Annotated in this window: 19 protein-coding genes; 6 read left to right on the forward strand and 13 right to left on the reverse strand. The window is 71.9% G+C overall.

Annotated features, from left to right (window positions below):
- The first annotated feature begins 57 nt into the window (after positions 1 to 57).
- Positions 58 to 1,272: a CAP domain-containing protein gene (locus OG985_RS15575; RefSeq protein ID WP_371668932.1), complete on the forward strand. Its 1,215-nt coding sequence runs from the start codon at positions 58 to 60 to the stop codon at positions 1,270 to 1,272.
- Between the two features lie 171 nt (positions 1,273 to 1,443).
- Here the strand turns inward: OG985_RS15575 and OG985_RS15580 are convergent, their stop codons facing one another.
- Positions 1,444 to 1,821 (reverse strand): MerR family transcriptional regulator, encoded by a 378-nt coding sequence (locus OG985_RS15580; protein WP_371668933.1) that lies wholly within the window; start codon positions 1,819 to 1,821, stop codon positions 1,444 to 1,446.
- A gap of 76 nt (positions 1,822 to 1,897) precedes the next feature.
- Between OG985_RS15580 and OG985_RS15585 the strand changes: the two genes are divergently transcribed.
- Positions 1,898 to 2,626: an SDR family oxidoreductase gene (locus OG985_RS15585; RefSeq protein ID WP_371668934.1), complete on the forward strand. Its 729-nt coding sequence runs from the start codon at positions 1,898 to 1,900 to the stop codon at positions 2,624 to 2,626.
- Positions 2,627 to 2,721: 95 nt separating this feature from the next.
- Here OG985_RS15585 and OG985_RS15590 read toward each other — a convergent pair whose 3' ends face one another.
- Entirely contained in the window at positions 2,722 to 3,306 is a 585-nt protein-coding gene (locus OG985_RS15590; protein WP_371668935.1) for a flavodoxin family protein, read from the reverse strand.
- 130 nt (positions 3,307 to 3,436) lie between these two features.
- Between OG985_RS15590 and OG985_RS15595 the strand changes: the two genes are divergently transcribed.
- Positions 3,437 to 3,853 (forward strand): winged helix-turn-helix transcriptional regulator, encoded by a 417-nt coding sequence (locus OG985_RS15595; RefSeq protein ID WP_371668936.1) that lies wholly within the window; start codon positions 3,437 to 3,439, stop codon positions 3,851 to 3,853.
- Between the two features lie 19 nt (positions 3,854 to 3,872).
- Here the strand turns inward: OG985_RS15595 and mutM are convergent, their stop codons facing one another.
- From mutM to recG, 8 genes are all read right to left on the reverse strand, one after another.
- Positions 3,873 to 4,736, reverse strand: coding sequence for a bifunctional DNA-formamidopyrimidine glycosylase/DNA-(apurinic or apyrimidinic site) lyase (mutM, locus tag OG985_RS15600; RefSeq protein WP_371668937.1), 864 nt, complete (start codon positions 4,734 to 4,736; stop codon positions 3,873 to 3,875).
- Between the two features lie 83 nt (positions 4,737 to 4,819).
- Positions 4,820 to 5,626, reverse strand: coding sequence for a ribonuclease III (gene rnc, locus OG985_RS15605; RefSeq protein WP_371668938.1), 807 nt, complete (start codon positions 5,624 to 5,626; stop codon positions 4,820 to 4,822).
- A gap of 19 nt (positions 5,627 to 5,645) precedes the next feature.
- Complete coding sequence (gene rpmF / locus OG985_RS15610; RefSeq protein ID WP_007493396.1) at positions 5,646 to 5,819, reverse strand: 50S ribosomal protein L32; 174 nt, start codon at positions 5,817 to 5,819, stop codon at positions 5,646 to 5,648.
- Positions 5,820 to 5,821: 2 nt separating this feature from the next.
- A complete protein-coding gene (locus OG985_RS15615; RefSeq protein WP_371668939.1) occupies positions 5,822 to 6,475 on the reverse strand; it encodes a DUF177 domain-containing protein in 654 nt (217 codons plus the stop codon).
- A 150-nt stretch (positions 6,476 to 6,625) separates the two neighbouring features.
- Positions 6,626 to 7,687, reverse strand: a complete 1,062-nt coding sequence (locus OG985_RS15620; protein ID WP_371668940.1) for a cell division initiation protein — start codon at positions 7,685 to 7,687, stop codon at positions 6,626 to 6,628.
- 98 nt (positions 7,688 to 7,785) lie between these two features.
- Positions 7,786 to 8,265 (reverse strand): pantetheine-phosphate adenylyltransferase, encoded by a 480-nt coding sequence (gene coaD / locus OG985_RS15625; protein WP_371674383.1) that lies wholly within the window; start codon positions 8,263 to 8,265, stop codon positions 7,786 to 7,788.
- A gap of 26 nt (positions 8,266 to 8,291) precedes the next feature.
- On the reverse strand, positions 8,292 to 8,876 hold the full coding sequence (rsmD, locus tag OG985_RS15630) for a 16S rRNA (guanine(966)-N(2))-methyltransferase RsmD (protein ID WP_371668941.1): 585 nt from the start codon (positions 8,874 to 8,876) through the stop codon (positions 8,292 to 8,294).
- 165 nt (positions 8,877 to 9,041) lie between these two features.
- Positions 9,042 to 11,249 (reverse strand): ATP-dependent DNA helicase RecG, encoded by a 2,208-nt coding sequence (gene recG, locus OG985_RS15635; protein ID WP_371668942.1) that lies wholly within the window; start codon positions 11,247 to 11,249, stop codon positions 9,042 to 9,044.
- Positions 11,250 to 11,416: 167 nt separating this feature from the next.
- On the opposite strand from recG, the gene OG985_RS15640 reads away from it, so the two are divergent.
- Both OG985_RS15640 and OG985_RS15645 read left to right on the forward strand, forming a co-directional pair.
- Entirely contained in the window at positions 11,417 to 13,279 is a 1,863-nt protein-coding gene (locus OG985_RS15640; protein WP_371668943.1) for an HSP90 family protein, read from the forward strand.
- The gene (locus OG985_RS15645) at positions 13,276 to 16,233 is read left to right on the forward strand and encodes a tetratricopeptide repeat protein (protein WP_371668944.1); all 2,958 of its coding nucleotides are present in this window, start codon (positions 13,276 to 13,278) and stop codon (positions 16,231 to 16,233) included. The genes OG985_RS15640 and OG985_RS15645 overlap by 4 nt, the downstream gene beginning before the upstream one ends.
- A gap of 117 nt (positions 16,234 to 16,350) precedes the next feature.
- Here the strand turns inward: OG985_RS15645 and OG985_RS15650 are convergent, their stop codons facing one another.
- Positions 16,351 to 18,054, reverse strand: a complete 1,704-nt coding sequence (locus OG985_RS15650; protein ID WP_371668945.1) for a DAK2 domain-containing protein — start codon at positions 18,052 to 18,054, stop codon at positions 16,351 to 16,353.
- A 247-nt stretch (positions 18,055 to 18,301) separates the two neighbouring features.
- On the opposite strand from OG985_RS15650, the gene rpmB reads away from it, so the two are divergent.
- On the forward strand, positions 18,302 to 18,487 hold the full coding sequence (gene rpmB / locus OG985_RS15655) for a 50S ribosomal protein L28 (RefSeq protein WP_003993230.1): 186 nt from the start codon (positions 18,302 to 18,304) through the stop codon (positions 18,485 to 18,487).
- A 169-nt stretch (positions 18,488 to 18,656) separates the two neighbouring features.
- On the opposite strand, the gene thiD is transcribed toward rpmB, so the two are convergent.
- Together thiD and OG985_RS15665 are read right to left on the reverse strand one after the other, a co-directional pair.
- On the reverse strand, positions 18,657 to 19,472 hold the full coding sequence (thiD, locus tag OG985_RS15660; protein ID WP_371668946.1) for a bifunctional hydroxymethylpyrimidine kinase/phosphomethylpyrimidine kinase: 816 nt from the start codon (positions 19,470 to 19,472) through the stop codon (positions 18,657 to 18,659).
- Positions 19,469 to 20,434, reverse strand: a complete 966-nt coding sequence (locus tag OG985_RS15665; RefSeq protein ID WP_371668947.1) for a thiamine-phosphate kinase — start codon at positions 20,432 to 20,434, stop codon at positions 19,469 to 19,471. Before OG985_RS15665 ends, thiD begins: the two co-directional genes overlap by 4 nt.
- Positions 20,435 to 20,520 lie beyond the last annotated feature (86 nt).

Consider the following 20,520-nt stretch of genomic DNA (forward strand, 5'->3'; position numbering starts at 1 on the left):
GTGAGTTTGGTTGACCGGGGGGACGCGTCGACCGCCGAGGATGAGGAAGGCAAGGACATGGGACGCCACCGACGCTCCGCCGCCGGCCGCGCCGCCACGGGCCGCACCACGGGGGTCACGCAGACGCGAGGCTCGTACACAGGCAGCCACGATCCGCTGGACTCGTACAACTTCGACCACGTCGCGGAGGGCTCCTACGTCCCGGGGCCCCGGGGCGCGTACGCGGACGAACGCGGCACGATGGGCATCGCCCCCTATCTGAACGCCGGCGGATACACCGAGCCCCCCGCCCCGGACACCGAGGTGTACGCCGAGCCGTACGCCGTGACCGACGAGGTGCACGCGGGGGCCTCCGCCAGGAGCGCCGCCTACCTCTTCGCGACGGACGACGACTACGCCACGGTCTTCCCGAACGACGGCTTCTCGCCCGGCGGGGACCGCGGGCGGTCGCACCGCCGTAAGCGCAAGGGCGTGACGCCGGTCCGCACCGGCCTGCTCGGAGTCTCCGCCGCGGTGGCGCTCGGCACGGTCGCCGTCGCCACCGGCGCGGTGCCCGGGCTCGACAGCTACAAGCTCGGCGGGAACACCAACAGCGGCGAGAACGTGCAGGCCGCGGACTCGCCGACCAACAGCGCCACCGAGCAGGGCGGTACGTCCGGCAGCGCGGGCAGCGTCGACAGCGGCAGCGGCAGCCGCGACGACGGCTCGTCGACGAGCCGCGACGCCGAACGCACCGCCTCACCGACGCCGTCCGTCTCGGCCTCGTCGGCCGCGCCGACCAAGACGCCGTCGAAGAAGCCGAAGACGACCCCGAGCAAGAAGCCGAAGACGACGCCTCCGGCCGCGGCCACCAAGGTTCCCGGGCAGAACAAGGCCCCGGCGACGGTGTCGGCGGAGGCCCAGGCCGGCGCCGAGGTGCTCAAGCTGGTCAACGAGGAGCGGGCGAAGATCGGCTGCAGCGCGCTGTCCGCCAACAGCTCGCTGTCGGAGCTGGCCACGGACTTCAGCGACGCCATGGCCGCGCAGGGCTTCTTCGACCACACCGACCCGAGCGGGGCCACTCCCTGGGACCGGGCCGAGAAGGCCGGGATATCCGGGCTGGGCGGCGAGAACATAGCCCGGGGCCAGGCCGACGCGGCCGCGGTGATGGAAGCCTGGATGGACAGCCCGGGACACAAGGCCAACATACTGAACTGCGACTTCAAGACGCTGGGCGTCGGCGTGCACTTCGGGTCGGGTGGCCCGTGGTGGACACAGGACTTCGGATACTGAGGTAACCGCAGGTCAGAGAGCTAAGAACCCTCCTGGGCCGCCTCAGGGCCGTCGCTTGCAGGCTGATCGTCCGCGTCGGCCGCCCGACAACAGTCCTACCTCAACGACTCCTCATCGCCCCAACCACGACAGCGTGGTCAGATCGCTGTTGAGACGTCTGGCCGACCGCGCCTACGGGTGCGTGTCCGTGATCGCGATGACCTCGTCGAGCTGGTCCAGGGCGGCCTGCAGGTCGTCGATCTTGGCCTGGATGCGCTCACGCTCGGCTCGCAGCATGGCTCGTTGCTGGGCGTCGGTGTGCCCGGCGTCCCAGCACGGCAGGAGTTCGGTGATCCTTCGGCTGGTGAGGCCGGCCGCGAACATCTGCTGGAAGAAGCGGACCAGGGCGATGGCGTCCTGCCGGTACAGGCGCTGGCCGGACGGGCTGCGCTCCGGGATGAGCAGCCCTTGCTGCTCGTAGTAGCGCACGGCGCGCACTGAGACGCCGGCACCTCGCGCCACCTCGCCGATGCGGATCAACCGCTCGGCTGCGGCCACTGTGACAGTCATGGTGATTCCTCTCACCCCTGGCCCTGGCGGCCAGCACTTGCCTCTGACGCTAGCGTCAGGTTTTAGCGTACCGGCCATGGATATCAACAACTCCGTCGCCCTTGTCACCGGAGCCAACCGCGGCCTGGGCCGCGCCTTCGCCCAGCGCCTGCTCGAACGGGGCGCCCGTAAGGTCTACGCGACGGCCCGCCGACCGGAGACCGTGGACCTGCCCGGGGTCGAGGTGCTGCCCCTCGACATCGCCGATCCCGCATCCGTGAGGGCCGCCGCCGAGGCCGCCCCGGACGTCTCGCTCCTCATCAACAACGCGGGAATCAATACGGGGACCGACCTGGTGACCGGTTCGCTGGACGCGGTGCGGCACGAGCTGGAGACCAACATGTTCGGCCACCTGGGAATGATCCGGGAGTACGCGCCGGCGCTCGCCAGGAACGGCGGGGGCGCGATCGTCAACGTCCTCTCCGCCATGTCGTGGTTCGGCGGCAAGGGCGCCAATGCCTACCACCTGACCAAGGCCGCCGCCTGGGCCATGACCAACGGCGTCCGCCTGGAGCTCGCCGAGCAGGGCACGCTCGTCACAGCGGTACACCTCGGCCTGGCCGACACCGACATGGCGGCGGGCTGGCCCGTGGACAAGATCGCTCCGTCGGATCTGGCCGACGCGGCGCTCGACGGTGTTGAGGCGGGCTGCGCCGAGGTCCTCGCCGACCAGTGGAGTCGGGACGTCAAGTCCCGTCTGCCGCTGACGCCGGAAGAGTTCAACGCCGCAATGGACCGCGCCCTGGCGGCCCTGATGGCGGCCTGAGGGGCCCCTCGGGCCGCACGGACTCCGGTCGGCCGCTTCTGCTGCCGTTCGGCGGTCAGCCCGGGTAGCCCCTGGGCAGCGGTCGGGCCGGTCGCTCAGGCCGCCGCGCTGCCCCGCAGGAAGACCTTCGCCGTCTCGGCGACCCGGCGTCCGAGGTGCTCCGCCGTCGCCAGATCCGCCTTGTGGACGGCCTCCGGGCCCTCGTCGACGTTGCTCTGCGCGGCGGCGCCCGCGAAGACGCCGAGGCGGTTGAGGTCGTTCTCGGAGCCGGCGCTGTTGTTCCAGCCCGGGTGCAGACCCAGGTTGACCCAGTGCATGCCGTGCTGCCCGGCGAGGATCTGGAAGAACTGCAGGGTGTGCAGCTTGTCGCCGCTCTTGGAGCCCGAGTTGGTGAAACCCGCGGCCAGCTTGTCCTTCCAGTCCTGCCCGAACCAGCGCTTCGAGGACGCCTCCGCGAACACGTGGAAGGCCCCGGAAGCGGTGCCCATGTAGGTCGGCGAGCCGAAGACGATCGCGTCGGAGCCGTCGAGGGCGGCCCACTGCTCGTCGGTGATGCCGGCGACGTCGATCAGGTGCGCTTCGGCGCCCGCGTCGGCGGCCCCGGCACGGACGGCCTCGGCGAGGACGGCGGTGTGGCCGTGGCCGGAGTGGTAGGCGATGGAGACAACGGGGGTGGTCACAGTTCGTACTCCTCAGGGTTCCCACGAGCGCAACAGGAAGCAGCAGCTCACCAGCGGTATGGAAAGGTAAGCACTAACTTCTAGTTAGTGCAACCTGTTGGTTAGCGCTGCGTTCGAGTACGCTTGACGCATGAACATCACGCAGGAGGCCACGGAGGTGCGGGACCTGCCCTACGACGTGTTCGCCAGGGCCTGTCCTTCGCGCGGCACGCTCGAACACGTCACGGGCCGCTGGGGCGCACTCACGCTCGGCGCCCTGCACGAGGGCTCGCTCCGCTTCAACGAGTTGCGCCGTCGCGTCGACGGGGTGAGCGAGAAGATGCTGTCCCAGACGCTGCACGCGCTGGAGCGGGACGGCCTGGTACGCCGCGACGCCCAGCCCACGAATCCGCCCCGGGTGGACTACGAGCTGACCGTACTGGGCCGCGCGGTCGCCGAGCGCCTGATCACCCTCATCGAGTTCGTGGAGGGGCGCATGGACGACGTACTCGAAGCACGCCGACGCTACGACGAGACGCGCCAGGACGGACCTTCCAAGCCCGCGTGACGCCGGGCACCGCAGGGCGCTAGGCCTGCGTGATGCGCGGTGCCCGCTGGCAGCGCGGGCAGAAATAGCTGGACCGGTTCATCCAGGGACGCCGGCGCATCGGCGTGGCACAGCGCCGGCACGGCAGGCCCTCCCGCCCGTACGCGTCGAGCGACCGGTCGAAGTAGCCGGACTCGCCGTTGACGTTGACGTACAGGCTGTCGAAGCTGGTGCCGCCCACGGAGAGCGCCGCGTTCATCACGTCACGTACGTGGCCGAGGAGTTCGGCCGAGCGCGGCCGGGTGAAGTTCGCGGTCGGACGTTCGTAGTGGACGCGGGCCCGCCAAAGCGCCTCGTCCGCGTAGATGTTGCCGACGCCGCTGATCAACGACTGGTCCAGCAGAGCCCGTTTGATCGTCGTGCGCTTGCGGCGCAGGGCCTGGTGAAAGGCCTCGTCGTCGAACAGCGGGTCGAGGGGGTCGCGGGCGATGTGCGCGATGACGTCGGGCAGCCCGTCCGGCGAGGTGTCGTGCAACGAGAGGCCACCGAAGGTGCGTTGGTCGACGAAGCGCAGCTCCGTGTGCAGGTCGTCCGCGAACCTCACCCGGATCCGGAGGTGCTTCTCGTCGGGTGCCTCCTGCGGCTGGACCAGCAGCTGGCCGCTCATGCCGAGGTGGGCGAGAACGGCCTGGTGGGTGTCCTCCAGGGGCAGCCACAGGTATTTGCCGCGTCGGCTGGGGGTGCCGATGCGGTGGCCCTTGAGCCGGTGGGTGAAGTCGTCCGCGCCGGCGAGGTGACGGCGTACCGCGCGCGGGTGCAGCACCTCTGCCTCGATGACGGTCCGGTGGGCCACCCACCGCTCCAGGCCGCGCCGGACGACCTCGACCTCGGGCAACTCGGGCATGGGGCGCTCCCGTCACGAACCGGTGGATGAACCGAGCGCCCGCCCTCCAAGAAGGGGGCGGGCGCTCGGGATGCGCTGTTCGGTCAGGCGGAGACGGACGACGGGCTTTCGCCGTCCTCCTCGGCGGCCTTCTCGGCCGCCGCCTTGGCTCGCTCGTCCGCCGCGGCCCGAATGGACCGCCACGCGGATTCCGCGGCCTGCTGCTCCGCCTCCTTCTTGCTGCGGCCGGTGCCGGTGCCGTACGAGACGCCTCCGACGCGGGCGGCAGCAGTGAAGGTCTTCTCGTGGTCGGGGCCGGTCTCCGTGACCAGGTACTCGGGCACACCGAGTCCTTCGGTCGCGGTGAGCTCCTGGAGACTGGTCTTCCAGTCCAGGCCGGCTCCGAGGTTCGAGGACTTCTCGATCAGGGGGTCGAAGAGACGGTGGACGAGTTCGCCCGCCGCTTCCAGGCCCTGGTCGAGATAGACCGCGCCGATCACCGCTTCCAGGGTGTCGGCGAGGATGGACGCCTTGTCCCGGCCACCCGTGCCCTCTTCGCCCCGGCCGAGCCGGATGAAGGAGCCGAGTTCGAGGCCGCGACCGACCTCCGCCAGCGCACGCGAGTTGACCACCGCGGCCCGCAACTTGGCCAGCTGGCCTTCGGGCAGGTCGGGGTGGGTGCGATACAGCGTGTCCGTCACCACGAGGCCGAGCACGGAGTCCCCGAGGAACTCCAGGCGCTCGTTGGTGGGCAGACCGCCGTTCTCGTACGCGTACGAGCGGTGGGTCAGCGCACGCACCAGAAGGGCGGACTCGAGCTTGTAGCCGAGCCGCCCTTCCAGAAGCGTGTGGGACGAGGCTGTGTTGTCCGCCTTTTTCTTGGCGTCGGCTTCCGCCGTGGCGTCAGACATCAGACCTCTCACCAGCCGCTCAGACCTCGAGAACCTGGCGCTTGTTATAGGTGCCGCAAGACGGGCACGCAATGTGCTGCAGCTTGGGCTCGTGGCAGCGCTCACACGCAACCAGGGTGGGGACCGCAGCCTTCCACTGCGACCGGCGGTGGCGCGTGTTGCTGCGCGACATCTTCCGCTTCGGAACAGCCACGGCTACTTCTCCTGCTTCTCGTCGGCGTGCGCTGATGGAAGCGCGCCGCCGCTCATCTCGTCCTTCTCGCCGTCTCCGAGTGAACCGGCGAGTCCCTGCAGTGCCGCCCAACGGATGTCGACGGCGTCGTGGTGGTGAGTCGGGTCGTCCGCGAGCCGCGCTCCGCACTCGGAGCACAGACCCGGGCAGTCTTCCCGGCACACCGGCTGCATCGGCAGTGCGAGCACCACCGCATCACGCAGCACGGGCTCGAGGTCGAACAGACCGTCCTCGAGGAAGAGCATGTCCTCGTCTTCCTCGGCGTCGTCGGCCGGTTCCGCTTTGACACGGCCCCGGTCGTCGGCGTCAGGGTACGAGAACATCTCCTGGAAGTCCGCTTCGAGCTCCAGCTCGAGCGGCTCCAGACACCTTACGCACTCCCCCTCGGCCTGTGCACGGACGGTGCCTGTGACGAGCACACCTTCCATGACCGACTCGAGCCGGAGGTCAAGCTTCACCGTGGCGCCTTCCGGCACTCCGATGACTCCCTGGATCCCGAGATCCTTGGGAGCGTCGATCTCGCGGGTCAGACGCTGCTGCGCACCAGGACGCCGCCCCAGCTCGTGTGTGTCGAACACGAGAGGCTTGCGATGGTCGAGGCGGGCGTTCAGGGCCATTCCTGCTTTCGATCTTCTGAGCTCGGGGACGCCGCCCTTCGGTGTTCCCGGGCAGCGTTGATCGCGGACGTACACGCGACCGAAGAGCCAGGATACTGGACCTTTCCCTCAGGGCCCAATCCGGTGTCCGTCGGCGCCCGGGGCGGGGGCTCAGCCGTTGCCGCGCCCCTGCTCGTACGCCCGCAGCTGCTCGGCGCTGATCATGCCGGTGTCGAAGAGGCTGGTCTCGTCGAGAGCGTGCGGCTGCTGCTGAGCGTAGTCCTGCTGCTGGTGCTGTACGGCGTTGTGGTCGTACCCGGCGGGCGCCTGCTGGGCGTCGTAGCCCTGATAGCCGTACGGGTCGGGCTGCTGCTGGTAGCCGTACGGGTCGGTCTGCTGGGCGTAGTCCTGCTGCGGGTAGCCGCCCGCGTAGGGATCGGGCTGCTGCTGGTAGCCGTACGCGGGCTGTGGCTGCTGGGTGTAGTCCTGCTGCCGGGGCTGTTCGGCCGGGGTGTCGGTCATGGCGGCGAGGTCGGCCAGGTAGTCGGCGTCGCTGGAGTGCTGGACGGTCGTGGGGTCGTCGGCGAGGGAGCCGAGCTCGTCCGAGGCGATCCGGCCGTGCAGGGTCTGCCGGCCGCGTCCGACGGCGTCCAGGGTCTTGGCGAGGACCGCCTCGAAGGCGCCGAGCTTGACGTCGACGTACTCGTCGGCGTTGCGGCGCAGGGTCTCGGGGTCGTGGCTGCGCTCGGGGGCGTCCTCGTCCTCGTAGCCCTGCTCGTCGACGCCCGGTCCGGTGCCGAGGAGCTTCTCGCGGCCGCGGCCGACCGAGCCGAGGGTCTTGGTGAGGACGACCTCGAAGTTGGCGAGCTTGGAGTCGACGTAGTCGTCGGCCTCCGCGCGGACGTCCTCGGCCTCCTTGCGGGCCTCGGCCAGGATGCGGTCGCCCTCGGCCTGTGAGCGGCGGGCGACCTCGGTGTCGGAGATCAGGGAGCCACGCTGGGCGTGCGCGTGCTCGATGATCCGCTCGGCCTCCTGGCGGGCCTGCTCGACCATCTGCTCGCGGCCGCCGATCAGCTCCTGCGCCTGCGCGAGGGAGCCGGGCAGCGCCTCGCGCAGCTCCTCCAGCATCGACAGCAGTTCGGCGCGGTTGACCACGCACGAGGCCGACATGGGCATGGCCCGGGCGCCGGAGACCATCGTGACGATCTCGTCGAGCTTCTTCTGCACGTCCACCTGTGCTCGCCACTCTCTACTGCTGTGTTGGAGACGGACGGGACGACTGTAAGGCCACGGGGTGTCCGCCCGACACCGGGTGACGGGCCGTCAGTTCGTCACTTGTCGCCGAGGCGTCCGGCGAGGGCCTCCAGGACCTCGGCGGGCACCAGATGGGAGACGTCACCGCCCCAGGTGGCGACCTCCTTGACCAGCGAGGACGACAGGAAGCTGTAGGTCGGGTTGGTGGGCACGAAGAGCGTTTCCACGCCCGAGAGGCCGTTGTTCATCTGGGCCATCTGCAGCTCGTAGTCGAAGTCGCTGACCGCGCGCAGGCCCTTGACGATGGCAGGGATGTCACGCTGCTTGCAGAAGTCGACGAGCAGGCCGTGGAAGGACTCGACGACGACGTTGCCGTACTCGGCGGTGACCCGGCGGATCAGGTCGATCCGCTCGTCGATCTCGAACAGGCCCTTCTTGGACTGGTTGATCATCACGGCGACGTAGACCTCGTCGTACAGACGCGAGGCGCGGCCAATGATGTCGAGGTGTCCGTTGGTGATCGGGTCGAACGACCCGGGACAGACGGCGCGGCGCAACTGAGATCCCTCGCTCTCCGGTCCGGTCATCGTGCGTCTTCGCACGTAGAGGCGGCGCGACCGTACCAAAACGTTCCCTCGCCGTAGCGACGGGCCCTGATCGCGTCGAAACCGACCGGCCAGCGGAATTCGCCGCCTCTGGTGCTCCGCTCCACGGTGACGAGCGCTCCCGCCACGAGCCAGCCCTCCGTGCGGAGTGTGAGCAGAATCTCCCGAAGATCGTCGTCCGTGACGGCGTACGGGGGATCGAGGAAAACGAGGTCGTACGGCTGTGGCGGCGGCTCCTGGATGATCTGCCGGGCCTTGCCCGCCCTGACCTCGGCGCCGGGCAGACCGAGGCTTTTCACGTTCTCCCGGACGGTGCGCACGGCTCTGGCGTCGGCCTCGACGAGCAGGGTGTGCCCGGCGCCGCGGGACAGCGCCTCCAGGCCGACGGCGCCCGAGCCCGCGTACAGGTCCAGAACCCGCTCGCCGTCCAGCGGGCCACCGAGCAGGGACTGCCAGGTGGAGAAGAGGCCCTCGCGTGCGCGGTCGGAGGTGGGGCGGGTGCCGTTGCCCGGCGGGACGGACAGGCGGCGTCCGCCGGCCACGCCGGCGATCACGCGGGTCATCTCAGGTCCTCGTTCGTGGGTGTGCTTCTCGTGGGGCGCGCTTTTCGTGCGGGTGCTGACGGATCCAGTCTGGCAGGCGGTGGCGGAAGACGGACGGGCCGTAGGTGTGTGCGGGTGCGTGAGGCCCGGTGACACGGGCCCCGGCGCTCTGCCGCGGCGCTGTCCTCATCCCTTGTCCAGGTACTGCTCCCGCTCCTCGTCGAGGAGGGCGGCCAGCGCCGTGTTCAGACCGGGGAGGCGGGTGAGATCCGGGTCGGCGGCGACGAGGGCGGCCGCCTCCTCTCGGGCCTCGGCGATGATCTCCTCGTCGTCGATGACCGTGAGCATCCGCAGGCTGGAGCGGGTACCGGACTGGGCCTGTCCGAGGACGTCGCCCTCCCGGCGCTGTTCGAGGTCGATACGGGAGAGCTCGAAGCCGTCGAGGGTGGCGGCGACGGCGTTCAGCCGCTGGCGGGCCGCGCTGGCCTCGGGCATCTCGGTGACCAGGAGGCACAGCCCCGCGGCCGAGCCACGGCCCACGCGGCCGCGCAGCTGGTGCAGCTGGGAGACGCCGAACCGGTCCGCGTCCATGATCACCATGGCGGTCGCGTTGGGCACGTTGACACCGACCTCGATGACCGTGGTGGCGACCAGCACACCGGTATCGCCGGCCGCGAAGCGGCGCATCACCGCGTCCTTGTCGTCGGGGTGCATCCTGCCGTGCAGCACTTCCACCCCCAGGCCCTGGAGGGGCCCCTTGGCGAGCTGGTCGGCCACGTCGAGGACGGCGAGGGGCGGGCGCTTCTCTACCTCGTCCTCGGGGGACTTCTTCTTCTTCGGGTCACCCGGTTCGTCCGCGTCGTCTCCGATCCGGGGGCAGACGACGTATGCCTGATGACCGTTTTCGACCTCCTCGCGCACCCGCTCCCAGGCCCGGGACAGGAAGTGCGGCTTGTCGGCGGCCGGGACGACATGGCTGGCGATGGGCGAGCGTCCGGCCGGGAGCTGGTCGAGGACGGAGGTCTCCAGGTCGCCGAAGACGGTCATGGCGACGGTGCGCGGGATGGGTGTGGCCGTCATGACGAGGAGGTGGGGCGGCTGTTTGCCCTTGCCGCGCAGGGCGTCGCGCTGCTCGACGCCGAAGCGGTGCTGTTCGTCGACCACGACCAGCCCGAGGTCGTGGAACTGGACCTTGTCCTCGATCAGGGCGTGCGTGCCGATCACGAGACCGGCCTCCCCGGTGACGAGATCGAGCAGCGCCTGTCGCCGGGCGGCGGCCCCCATGGACCCGGTGAGCAGCACGACCTTGGTCGCCCGGTCGGCCCCGCCGAGCATTCCGCCCTCGGCCAGCTCCCCCATCATCTCCACGATCGAGCGGTGGTGCTGCTGGGCGAGCACCTCGGTGGGCGCGAGCATGGCGGCCTGCCCGCCGGCGTCGACCACGGTGAGCATGGCGCGGAGCGCCACCATCGTCTTGCCGCTGCCGACCTCCCCTTGGAGCAGCCGGTGCATCGGGTGTTCCCTGGCGAGGTCGTCGAAGATCTCCTTGGAGACCTTCCGCTGGCCCTCGGTGAGGGTGAAGGGGAGGCGGTCGTCGAAGGCGGTGAGGATGCCGTCCGGCCGGGGCCGGCGGGGGACCGCCGGCAGCTGGGCGTCGGCGTGACGGCGGCGGGCCAGGGCGACCTGGAGGACGAAGGCCTCGTCCCACTTCAGGCGGTCCCGGGCCCCCTCGATGTCCGCCTTGGTGTGCGGGCGGTGGATCTTCAGCAGGGCCTCGGGGAGGGAGACCAGGCCACGGCCCTCGCGGAGGGAGTCGGGGAGGGGGTCGACGGCCTCCTGGGCGCTGGGCAGCACCGTCTGGATCGCCTTGCCGATCTTCCAGGACTCCAGTTTGGCGGTGGCGGGGTAGATCGGGATGAGGGCGCCGGCCCAGGTCTCGACCGGTTCCTCCTCCTCGCCGCGCAGCAACTCGTAGGCCGGATGCGCCAGTTGCAGACGGCGGTTGAAGACGGAGACCTTGCCCGCGAACATCGCGCGCGTGCCCGGCAGGAGCTCCTTGTGGGGTTTGTGAACACCGCTGCCGAAGAAGACGAGTTGGAGCCGGCCACTGCCGTCCGTGATGGTCACTTCGAGCCGCTGGCCCTTGCCCCGGGGGGCCTTGGCGGAGGCGAAGGAGTGCAGCCGGGCGTCGGCGACCTGGGCGACCACCGTGACGTGCTCGTCCATGGGGAGGTCGGCGAGGTGGGTGAGCTGACCGCGCTCCTCGTATCTGCGCGGGTAGTGGTGCAGGAGGTCGCCGACGGAATGCAGGCCGAGATGCTCGGCCATCACCTTCGCGGTGGCGGGGCCGAGCACCTTTTTCAGTGGTTCTTCCAGTGCGGGCACGAGATCCATTGCACACCACGGTACTGACAATCCCGTATAGGTCCCGGGAAACCCCTGGTCAGGCGGCTGGTTCGGGCTCTAGGATGGCGCGCCTCCGGCCATCCCCCGCGGTCACCACCTCACATGGGACCGCCCGACCCCGCGCCGTCGCCCCTCCCCCCACCGGCGCTGCGACGATGGACTCCCAGACCTCACAGGCATCCCAGGCATCCCCGTCACCTCACTCGTTCCAGGTCGACCTGCGCGGTCTGGTGGACCTGCTCTCCCATCACCTCTACTCCAGTCCCAAGGTCTATCTGCGCGAGCTCCTGCAGAACGCGGTGGACGCGATCACCGCACGGCGGGCCGAGCAGCCCGACGCACCCGCACGCGTACGGCTGTACGTCGAGAGCGGCTCCGGCGGCTCGGGCGGCTCCCTGCGCGTCGAGGACACCGGCGTGGGGCTCACCGAGTCGGACGTGCACGACCTGCTGGCCACCATCGGCCGCAGCTCCAAGCGCGCCGACGGCCTTCAGGAGGTCCGCTCCGACTTCCTCGGCCAGTTCGGCATCGGGCTGCTGGCCTGCTTCGTGGTGGCCGAGCGGATCCGGGTGGTCAGCCGCAGCGCCCGTACCCCCGACGCGCCGCCCGTCGAGTGGACGGCGACCGACGACGGTTCGTACACGGTGCGGACGCTGCCGGACGGGGCCCGTCCCGAGCCGGGCACCACCGTGCACCTGGTGGCGCGGGCCGGGGCCGGGGAGTGGCTGTCCGAGGCGCGCGTCCTCGCGCTGGCTCGGGACTTCGGGTCGCTGCTGCCGTACGACGTGCGGGTGGGCGATGAGGCGGTCACCGACCTGCCGGCGCCGTGGGACCGGGCGTATCCCAGCCCCGCCACCCGCAGGGTGGCCCTGGCGCGGCACTGTCACGACCTGTTCGGCTTCACCCCGCTGGACTCGATCGACCTCGCCGTGCCGCTCGCCGGGATCCGCGGGACGGCGTACGTCCTGCCGTCGGCGGTCAGTCCGGCGCAGCGGGCGGGCCACCGCGTCCACCTCAAGGGGATGCTGCTGACCGAGCGGGCCGAACAGCTGCTGCCCGACTGGGCGTTCTTCGTGCGCTGCGTCCTGGACACGGACAGCCTGCGGCCCACGGCCTCGCGCGAGTCGCTGTACGAGGACGAGACGCTGGCCGCCGTACGGGAGGCACTGGGCGAACGGATCCGGTCCTGGCTGACGGGCCTCGCGGCGGGTGATCCGCAGCGGCTGGCGGCCTTCCTGAACGTGCACCACCTGGGCGTGAAGTCGCTGGCCAGACACGACCGGGAGATGCTGCGCACCATGCTGCCGTGGCTCCCCTTCGAGACGACCGACGGGCGGCTGTCCCTGGAGGAGTTCGCCCAGCGGCACCCGGTGGTGCACTTCACGCGGACGGTCGAGGAGTACCGCCAGGTCGCGCCGATCGCGTCGGCGCAGGGCGTCGGCGTGGTCAACGGCGGCTACACCTACGACAGTGACCTGGTCGAGGCGCTGCCGTCGGTGCGGCCGGGCACGGTCGTCGCCGAACTGGACGCCGACACCGTGACCGCCCACCTGGACGCGGTCGACCCGGCGGAGGAACTGGCGCTGGCCGGCTTCCTGGCGGCCGCGCGGGCGAGGCTGGACCCCCTGGGCTGTGACGTAGCGCTCCGCGCCTTTCATCCGCTCTCCGTGCCCGCGCTGCACCTGGACGACCGGACGGCCCGGCACGAGCAGGCGCGCGCGGACGCCGAGGAGCAGGCCGACGACCTGTGGGCGGGCATCCTCGGCTCGCTGCGCGGCAGCGCCCCGCGCGCGCGTCTCGTGCTCAACCACCTCAACCCGCTAATCCGGCGCATCAGTTCGCTGGGCGACCCGGAGCTGATCGGCACCGCCACGGAGTCGCTGTACGGGCAGGCGCTGCTGATGGCCCAGCGCCCGCTGCGCCCGGCGGACTCCGCCCTGCTGAACCGGGCATTCATCGGCCTCCTGGAATGGGCCACTCACAGCGACCCCGACCCCCGGGAGGACGACCGCCGATGAGCGCGATCACGGACTTCGACGCGCTGCGCCGGGCGATGGCGGAGAACGCCGAGCAGCCGGAGGGCCCGGCCCGCAACGCGCGCGCGGAGCTGCTGCTCGCCGAGGCCGAGAAGCTGACCATCCCGCTCGCGGTGATCGAGGCGCTCGGACACCAGCTGAAGGTCTACAACTACAGCTCCGAGAAGGACCGGATGTTCGTCCCCTTCGCGCGTCTGCTGCGCATGTGGGACGAGCGGCCCGAGGACTTCGACGAGTACGAGGTCCACTCGCTGCACTGGGTGTTCAAGTGGATGTCGTCCGGGATGCTGGACCAGCCGCACGTGCCACTGGCCTCCGTCGAGAAGTGGCTCGGCGAGATGGAGCACCGCTACCGGCTCGCCGGGCACTCCGAACGGGCGGTGCGCAGCGCCGAGTTCAGCGTCGCCGCGCACGTCGGTGACATCGGGCGGGCGGAGCGGGCGTACGACGCCTGGCTGGCCGCCGACCGGGACACCATGGCCGACTGCCACGCGTGCGAGCTGCACGGGCAGGGCTGGTGGCAGGCGGAGCGCGGCCGGGACGCGGAGGCGCTGGAGCTGTGGCGGCCGGTCCTGGAGGGCGAGTACACCTGCGCCCACGAACCGCACACGGTCCTCGCCTCCTCCCTGACGCCCCTGCTGCGGCTGGGCCGGACGGACGAGGCGCGCGCCAACCATCTGCGGGGCTTCCGGCTGGTACGGGTCATGGAGAGCATGCGCGGCGCCTACGCGGACCACGTCGAGTTCTGCGCGCTGACCGGCAACGAGGCGCGCGGACTCGAACTCCTCGCGGAGCGGCCGGCGTACTTCACCGACGACGGGCATCCGCGCAGCAAGCTGGAGTTCATGGCGGTGGTGGCCCTGCTCATGGAGCGGCTGGCCGCGCTGGGGCACGCCGACCGGGAGGTGCCCGGTCCGGCCGGCCGGGCGTGGACCGCGCGGGAACTCGCCGTCCACGCGCGCGTGGAGGCGCTGGCGCTGGCCGCGCGCTTCGACGAACGCAACGGCACGTCGTACGTCAGTGAGCGGGCCCGCGCGCGCATGGCGCAGCGGACGCTGGTGGAGCGGCTGCCGCTGGGGGTGCGGTCGGCGCGGGCGTCCGTCGCGCCGGCGGTGGCGGCACCGGCACCCCTTCCCGCGACGGACGCGCCGGACGCGCCGGATCCGGCCGCGCTGATCGCCGAGGCGCGGCGGCTGTCCGACACGTTGCGGCCCCATGCCGTCGAGGCGTGGGCGGCGGCCGCCAGGGCGGCGGAGGGCCTGGACCTGGACGCCCGTGACCGGGCGGAGATCGCCGATCACGAGGCCATGGGCCGGGGCCCCGAGGGCATCGAGCTGTTCGAGCGGGCGGCCGAGCTTTACGGGGAGGCGGGCGACCCCGGCGAGAGCCTGGCCGCACGCGCGCGTGCGGCGTACGTCCGCGCTCTGGCGGGCGAGGTGGACGAGGCACTGGCGGCGGTCGCCGAACCGTACGACAACGTCCTGGCGCTCTACGCCGTGGACGGCACGGGCGTCCGGCAGACGGCTGCCGTGCTGATGGGACGGGCGCGGATTCTGCTGCGTCGGGTGCACGAGGCCGGGGAAGCCGTCGGGCCGGCGGTCCTGGCCGATGCCGAGACGGCCGCGCGGGAGGTGCTGGCCCTGGTGGACGGCCACGTCGGGGACGACGTACGGCTCGCCTCGCGGGCCGCCGAGGCGCAGGCGATGCTGGCGGAACTGGCGGCGCGCACCGGGGACGTGGAGCGGGCCGCGCAGTTGTTCGCACGGGCGGCGGACGCGTTCGTCGGCGCGGGGCTGCCGTGGTTCGCGGTGGAGTACGAGGCCCGGCTGGCGGGGCTCGCGCACCACCTCGGCGACATCGAGGAAGCGGAACGGGCCCTGCGCGCGGCCCTGGAGCACGGCGGCCCGCACCTGGAGGCGACCGGCCGGGCACAACTGAACCTGCAGCTGGCCGAGGTCATCGGCGGCCGGGGCCTGTCGGAGGAGGCCGCCGCACACGCCCTGGAGGCGGCGCACTGGGCCGACGAGGCCGGCGAGGGTCCCACCCTCGGCGCCTGGGCGCGGCAGCAGCTCGGCGGGTTCCTCCTGCGGCAGGGGCGGTGGGCCGAGGCCGCGGAGGTGCTGGAGTCGGCGCTGCCCGACCTGACCGCCGAGACACACGGCGACGGCGCGGTCGTCCAGACGCAGTGGTGGCTCGGCGACTGTCTGAGCGAGCTCGGCGAACACCGTGAGGCCGCCGAACGATGGCTGCGCGCCGCCGAGATCGCCCGGAACTGGCCCGAGCAGCACGATCACGCGACGCTGGCCCACCTCGCCGCCGAGTCCCTGGGACACGCGGGGCTGCCGGACGAGGCGGACCGGGCCTACGCGCGCGCGGGCGACCTGTGGCGTTCCCTCGGCAACGTCCACGGGCTGGTGCGGGCCCTGCGCGCCCGCGCGTGGCTCGCGCTCGGCACACAGGACGGACCGGAGGGAGCACGGGAGTTGATGGCGGCCGCGGTCGGGGAGTGCGAGGCGGCGCTGCCCGTGGCGGAGGACGAGGAGGCGCGGCAGCGGATCGTCGCCGAACTCGGCCACACCCAGCAGCAGTTCGGCGACCTGCTCACCCGCTCGGTCACGGAGGAGGCCGAAGACACCGGGGACACGGAGGACGACGCGATCCGCTCCGTGCTCGAGGAGGCCCTCGGCCGGATGGCGGAGGCGGTCGACGTCTTCGCCACCCTCGGCGACGACGCCCGGCACGGCCGGACCGGCGCCGAGCTCGCGGCGGGCCGGCTGGCGGCCGACCTCGGCCGCCCCACCGAGGCGGCCGCACGCGCGCGTGCGGTACTGACGGCGTACACGACCACCGCCGACGAGGACCAGGACGAGACGGCACAGGCCCGCCGCGCAGAGGCCCGGCAACTGCTCGACGCGGTGAAGGAGGAGGCGGACTAGACGGGGCCCACCCCACTCCCGTCGCATACGGGAGCACAGCGCCCCCGATCCGTCCGCCGCGGGATCTTCCCCGTCACACGGGTCCCCCCGCACCGGGCCCCGACTCCGTCGGCGCCGCTACTCCACGCCGATGAGCAGCACCGCTCCCTGTCGGCCGCCCCGGTACACCACCGTGTCGACGGCGAGGTACGCCTCCCGGACGCGGGTCTCCAGGTGGGCGGCGACGGGTTCGGGGGCCTCGTCGCCGAGGACGAGGGTGACCAGTTCGCCGCCCGCCGAGAGCATCCGGTCGAGGACGATCTCCGCCGTGACGGTGACGTCCGACCCGATCACGGCCACGTCGCCGTCGATGAGTCCGAGCACGTCCCCGGCCTGGCAGATGCCGGCCATGGTCCAGGACTGGCGTTCCGCGACGGCGACCTCGGCGTAGCGGGTGGCGCCCGCGGCCGAGGTCATCGCCACCACGTCCTCGTCGAAGCGGCGCCCCGGCTCGTGCACGGCGAGCGCCGCGATGCCCTGGACCGCGGAACGGGTCGGGATCAGTGCCACGCGGATGCCGTCCGCGCGGGCCTGCTCGGCCGCCGCCGCAGCGGTGTGACGCAGCTCCGCGTCGTTGGGCAGCAGCACGACCTCGCGCGCGTGGGCCCGCCGTACGGCCTCGACCAGCTCACCGCTCGCGGGCGGCTCCCCCGGCCGGGCGAGCACCGTGGTCGCGCCCGCCTCGGCGTACAGCCCGGCCAGCCCCTCGCCGGGCACGACGGCCACCACGGCCCGCTGGGCCCGCTCCCGGGGCGGCCGCTCGGCACCGGTGGTGTGCACGTCGCCGGCCCCGAAGTGCGTGATCCGGATCCGGTACGGCCGCCCGGCCTCGACGCCCGCCTCCACGGCGGCGCCCGCGTCGTCCACATGGACGTGCACGTTCCACAGCCCGTCGCCGCCGACGACGACGAGGGAGTCCCCGAGGGCGTCCAGCCGGGCCCGCAGCCGTGTGACCGCGGAGTCGCCGGCCTCCAGGAGGTAGATGACCTCGAAGGCGGGGCCGGCCTTCGTCGGGGCGCCCGCGGTCACGCCCGGGCTCCGTATGTCGGCGCAGTCGCCGGCCTCGTCCGAAACCGCGTCCTCGCGCGCGTGCCCCCGCGCGACGGCCCTGGGCGCCTCCCCGGTCAGCGTCTCCACCAGCGCCGCCAGGACCGCCACCAGTCCCCGGCCCCCGGCGTCGACCACGCCGGCCCGCCGCAGCACCGCGAGCTGGCCCGGGGTGGCGGCGAGGGCCGCACGAGCCCCCTCGTAGGCCGCGCGGGAGACCGTGCCGCAGTCCCCCTCGGCCCCGTCGGCCGCGTCGGCGGCGGCGGAGGCCACCGTGAGGACCGTGCCCTCGACGGGGTGGGCCACGGCCTGGCGGGCGGAGTCGGCCGCGTGCCGCAGGGCGAGCCGCAGGCCCTGCCCGTCGGTGTGCGGCGCCTCACCGTCGGCGCCGAGCACCTGTGCCATGCCGCGCAGCAGCTGCGCGAGGATCGTCCCGGAGTTGCCGCGTGCCCCGATGAGCGCCCCGTGGGCCATGGCCCGGACGGCGTCGGACAGCGACGGTTCCCCGCCCGCCGCGCTCCCGGAGCCCATCTCGTGCCCCGCGAACACCGCCTCGACGGCGGTGACGGCGGACTCGACGGTCAGATACAGGTTGGTGCCGGTGTCCCCGTCCGCCACGGGGTAGACGTTGATCGCGTCGATCTCCTCGCGGGCCCGCCCGAGCGCCTCGAGCGCGAGACCGCACCAGGTGCGCACCGCGAGAGCATCGAAGAATGTCTGCGGCACCTGCGCCACCTGCGCCTCCTTGAGCTGCTGGACGTGGGAGGCAGCGTAGACCCCGGGTCGGTGCCCACCGGAAGAGGGCGTGGAGCCGCCCGCTGAGCAGCCATGGTAGTTTCGTTGTACTGGCGCAGTCGTTGTATGCTGCTCCGGTTGCCCGATGCAGATCGGGCTCTCCCCCGGCACCGCCACTCAGATCCTCGATCCGATTTCGGCATGCCGGAATCAACCGTAAGTGCATCTGAAGTCTTTGGAGTGACCGGTGGCTGCCAACTGCGACGTCTGCGGCAAGGGGCCGGGCTTCGGCAACAACATCTCGCACTCGCACCGCCGTACGTCCCGTCGCTGGAACCCGAACATCCAGCGTGTGCGTACCGTGGTGGGCGGGACGCCGAAGCGCGTGAACGCTTGCACCTCGTGCATCAAGGCCGGCAAGGTCTCGCGCTGACGCATATCCCCCCGCTCTCGACCCGGGTCGAGTTGGGGGGACCTCCATCACGCGCGGCCACTGCTGGTTCGCCGCACAGAGCCGGTCCACCTTGTGTGGACCGGCTTTTTGCCATGCCCGCACCGGGTGAGCCGCCGGAGGACGGCGCCGTAGCACGCGGTCCCGGACCTCAGACCGCGGGAGTTCCCCTGTCGAGGGCCCACCCGTGATCCACCGGCCCGATCCCGCCGCCGAGTGCGAACCCGGCCGCGATCGCCCCGGTGACGTACTCCTTGGCGGCTGTGACCGCCTCCGGCACGCTCTGGCCCCTGGCGAGCTGCGACGCGATCGCCGAGGCCAGGGTGCAGCCGGTGCCGTGGGTGTGCCGGTTGTCGTACCTCGGCGCCCGCAGCCAGTGCTCCGCCGAGCCGTCGGTGAGGAGGTCGACGGCCTCCCCGGTCAGGTGGCCGCCCTTGATCAACACCCAGCGCGGCCCGTACGCCAGCACGGCCGCCGCCGCCCGCCGCAGGTCGCTCTCCGACGCGACGCGCACACCGGTGAGTTGCGCCACCTCGTCGAGGTTCGGCGTCGCGACGGTGGCCACGGGCAGCAGCTTCGTCCGTACGGAGTCCAGCGCGGAGGCCGCCAGCAGCGGGTCACCGTGTTTCGAGACGCCCACCGGGTCGACGACCGCCGGCGCGTCCGTGGCCCCGATCAACTCGGCCACCGTTTCGACGAGTTCGGCCGAGGCGAGCATCCCGGTCTTGACCGCCTGGACGCCGATGTCGTCCACGACACTGCGGTACTGGGCCCGCACCGCCGCCACCGGTAGCTCCCAGGCTCCCTGCACGCCCAGGGAGTTCTGTGCCGTGACGGCCGTGATCACGCTCATGCCGTGCACCCCGAGCGCGAGCATGGTCTTCAGGTCGGCCTGGACGCCCGCGCCGCCGCCGGAGTCGGAGCCCGCGACCGTCAGCACCCTCGGCGGTGCACCGGAGACGCTCATGACTCGATGTCCCCGAAGTGGTCCCAGCCGCCCTTCTTCGTCCACGGCGCGCCGTCGACGGTGACCTGGGGCAGCGCCGAGGGGTTGAGCACCTCGCCGATGACCTTCCAGCGGGCCGGCAGCTTCACGTCCGGCGGGAAGGTCGCGACGATCGCGTGGTCCTCTCCCCCGGTCAGCACCCACTGCATGGGGTCGACGCCGACGGCCTGCCCGATGTCGTTCATCTGGGACGGGATGTCGATCGCGCCGGAGCGGATGTCGATCCGGACCTTGCTGGCCTCGGCGATGTGCCCGAGGTCGGCGATGAGACCGTCGCTCACGTCGCACATCGAGGTCGCGCCGAGCCCGGCGGCGGCCGGCCCCGCGTGGTACGGCGGCTCGGGGCGCCGGTGCGCCTCGACGAAGGCGCGCGGCGAGCGGAAGCCGCGGGAGAGCACCGCGAACCCGGCCGCGGACCAGCCCAGCCAGCCGGTCACCGCGACGAGGTCGCCGGGCCGGGCGCCCCCACGGGTCACGGGTTCGTGGTTGCGCAGGTCACCGAGCGCGGTGATCGACACCATGATCGTGTCGCCGCGCACGACGTCGCCGCCGACCACGGAGGCGCCGGCGACCTGGCACTCGTCGCGCAGGCCGTCCATCATCTCGGTCGGCCAGGTCACGGGGAGTTCGGCGGGCACGACCAGGCCGAGCAGCAGGGCGGTCGGTACGGCGCCCATGGCGGCGATGTCCGCGAGGTTCTGCGCGGCCGCCTTGCGTCCCACGTCGTAGGCCGTGGACCAGTCGCGGCGGAAGTGCCGGCCCTCCAGCAGGATGTCGGTGCTGGCCACGACCCTGCGGTCGGGCGCGGCGACGACCGCGGCGTCGTCGCCGGGACCGACCCGGACCGCCGGGGTGGTGGTGAGGCGGGAGGTGAGCTCCCTGATGAGCCCGAACTCGCCGAGCTCACCAACAGTGCCCTTCATCGCTCTGACGCCCCTTCTGTCCCTGTCCGTGCCCGCTCGCGCTGCATCTCTGTCCTCGCTACGGTCGAGGTGACCGTCAACTTCCG

This window comes from Streptomyces sp. NBC_00289 (assembly GCF_041435115.1).
Taxonomy (GTDB): domain Bacteria; phylum Actinomycetota; class Actinomycetes; order Streptomycetales; family Streptomycetaceae; genus Streptomyces.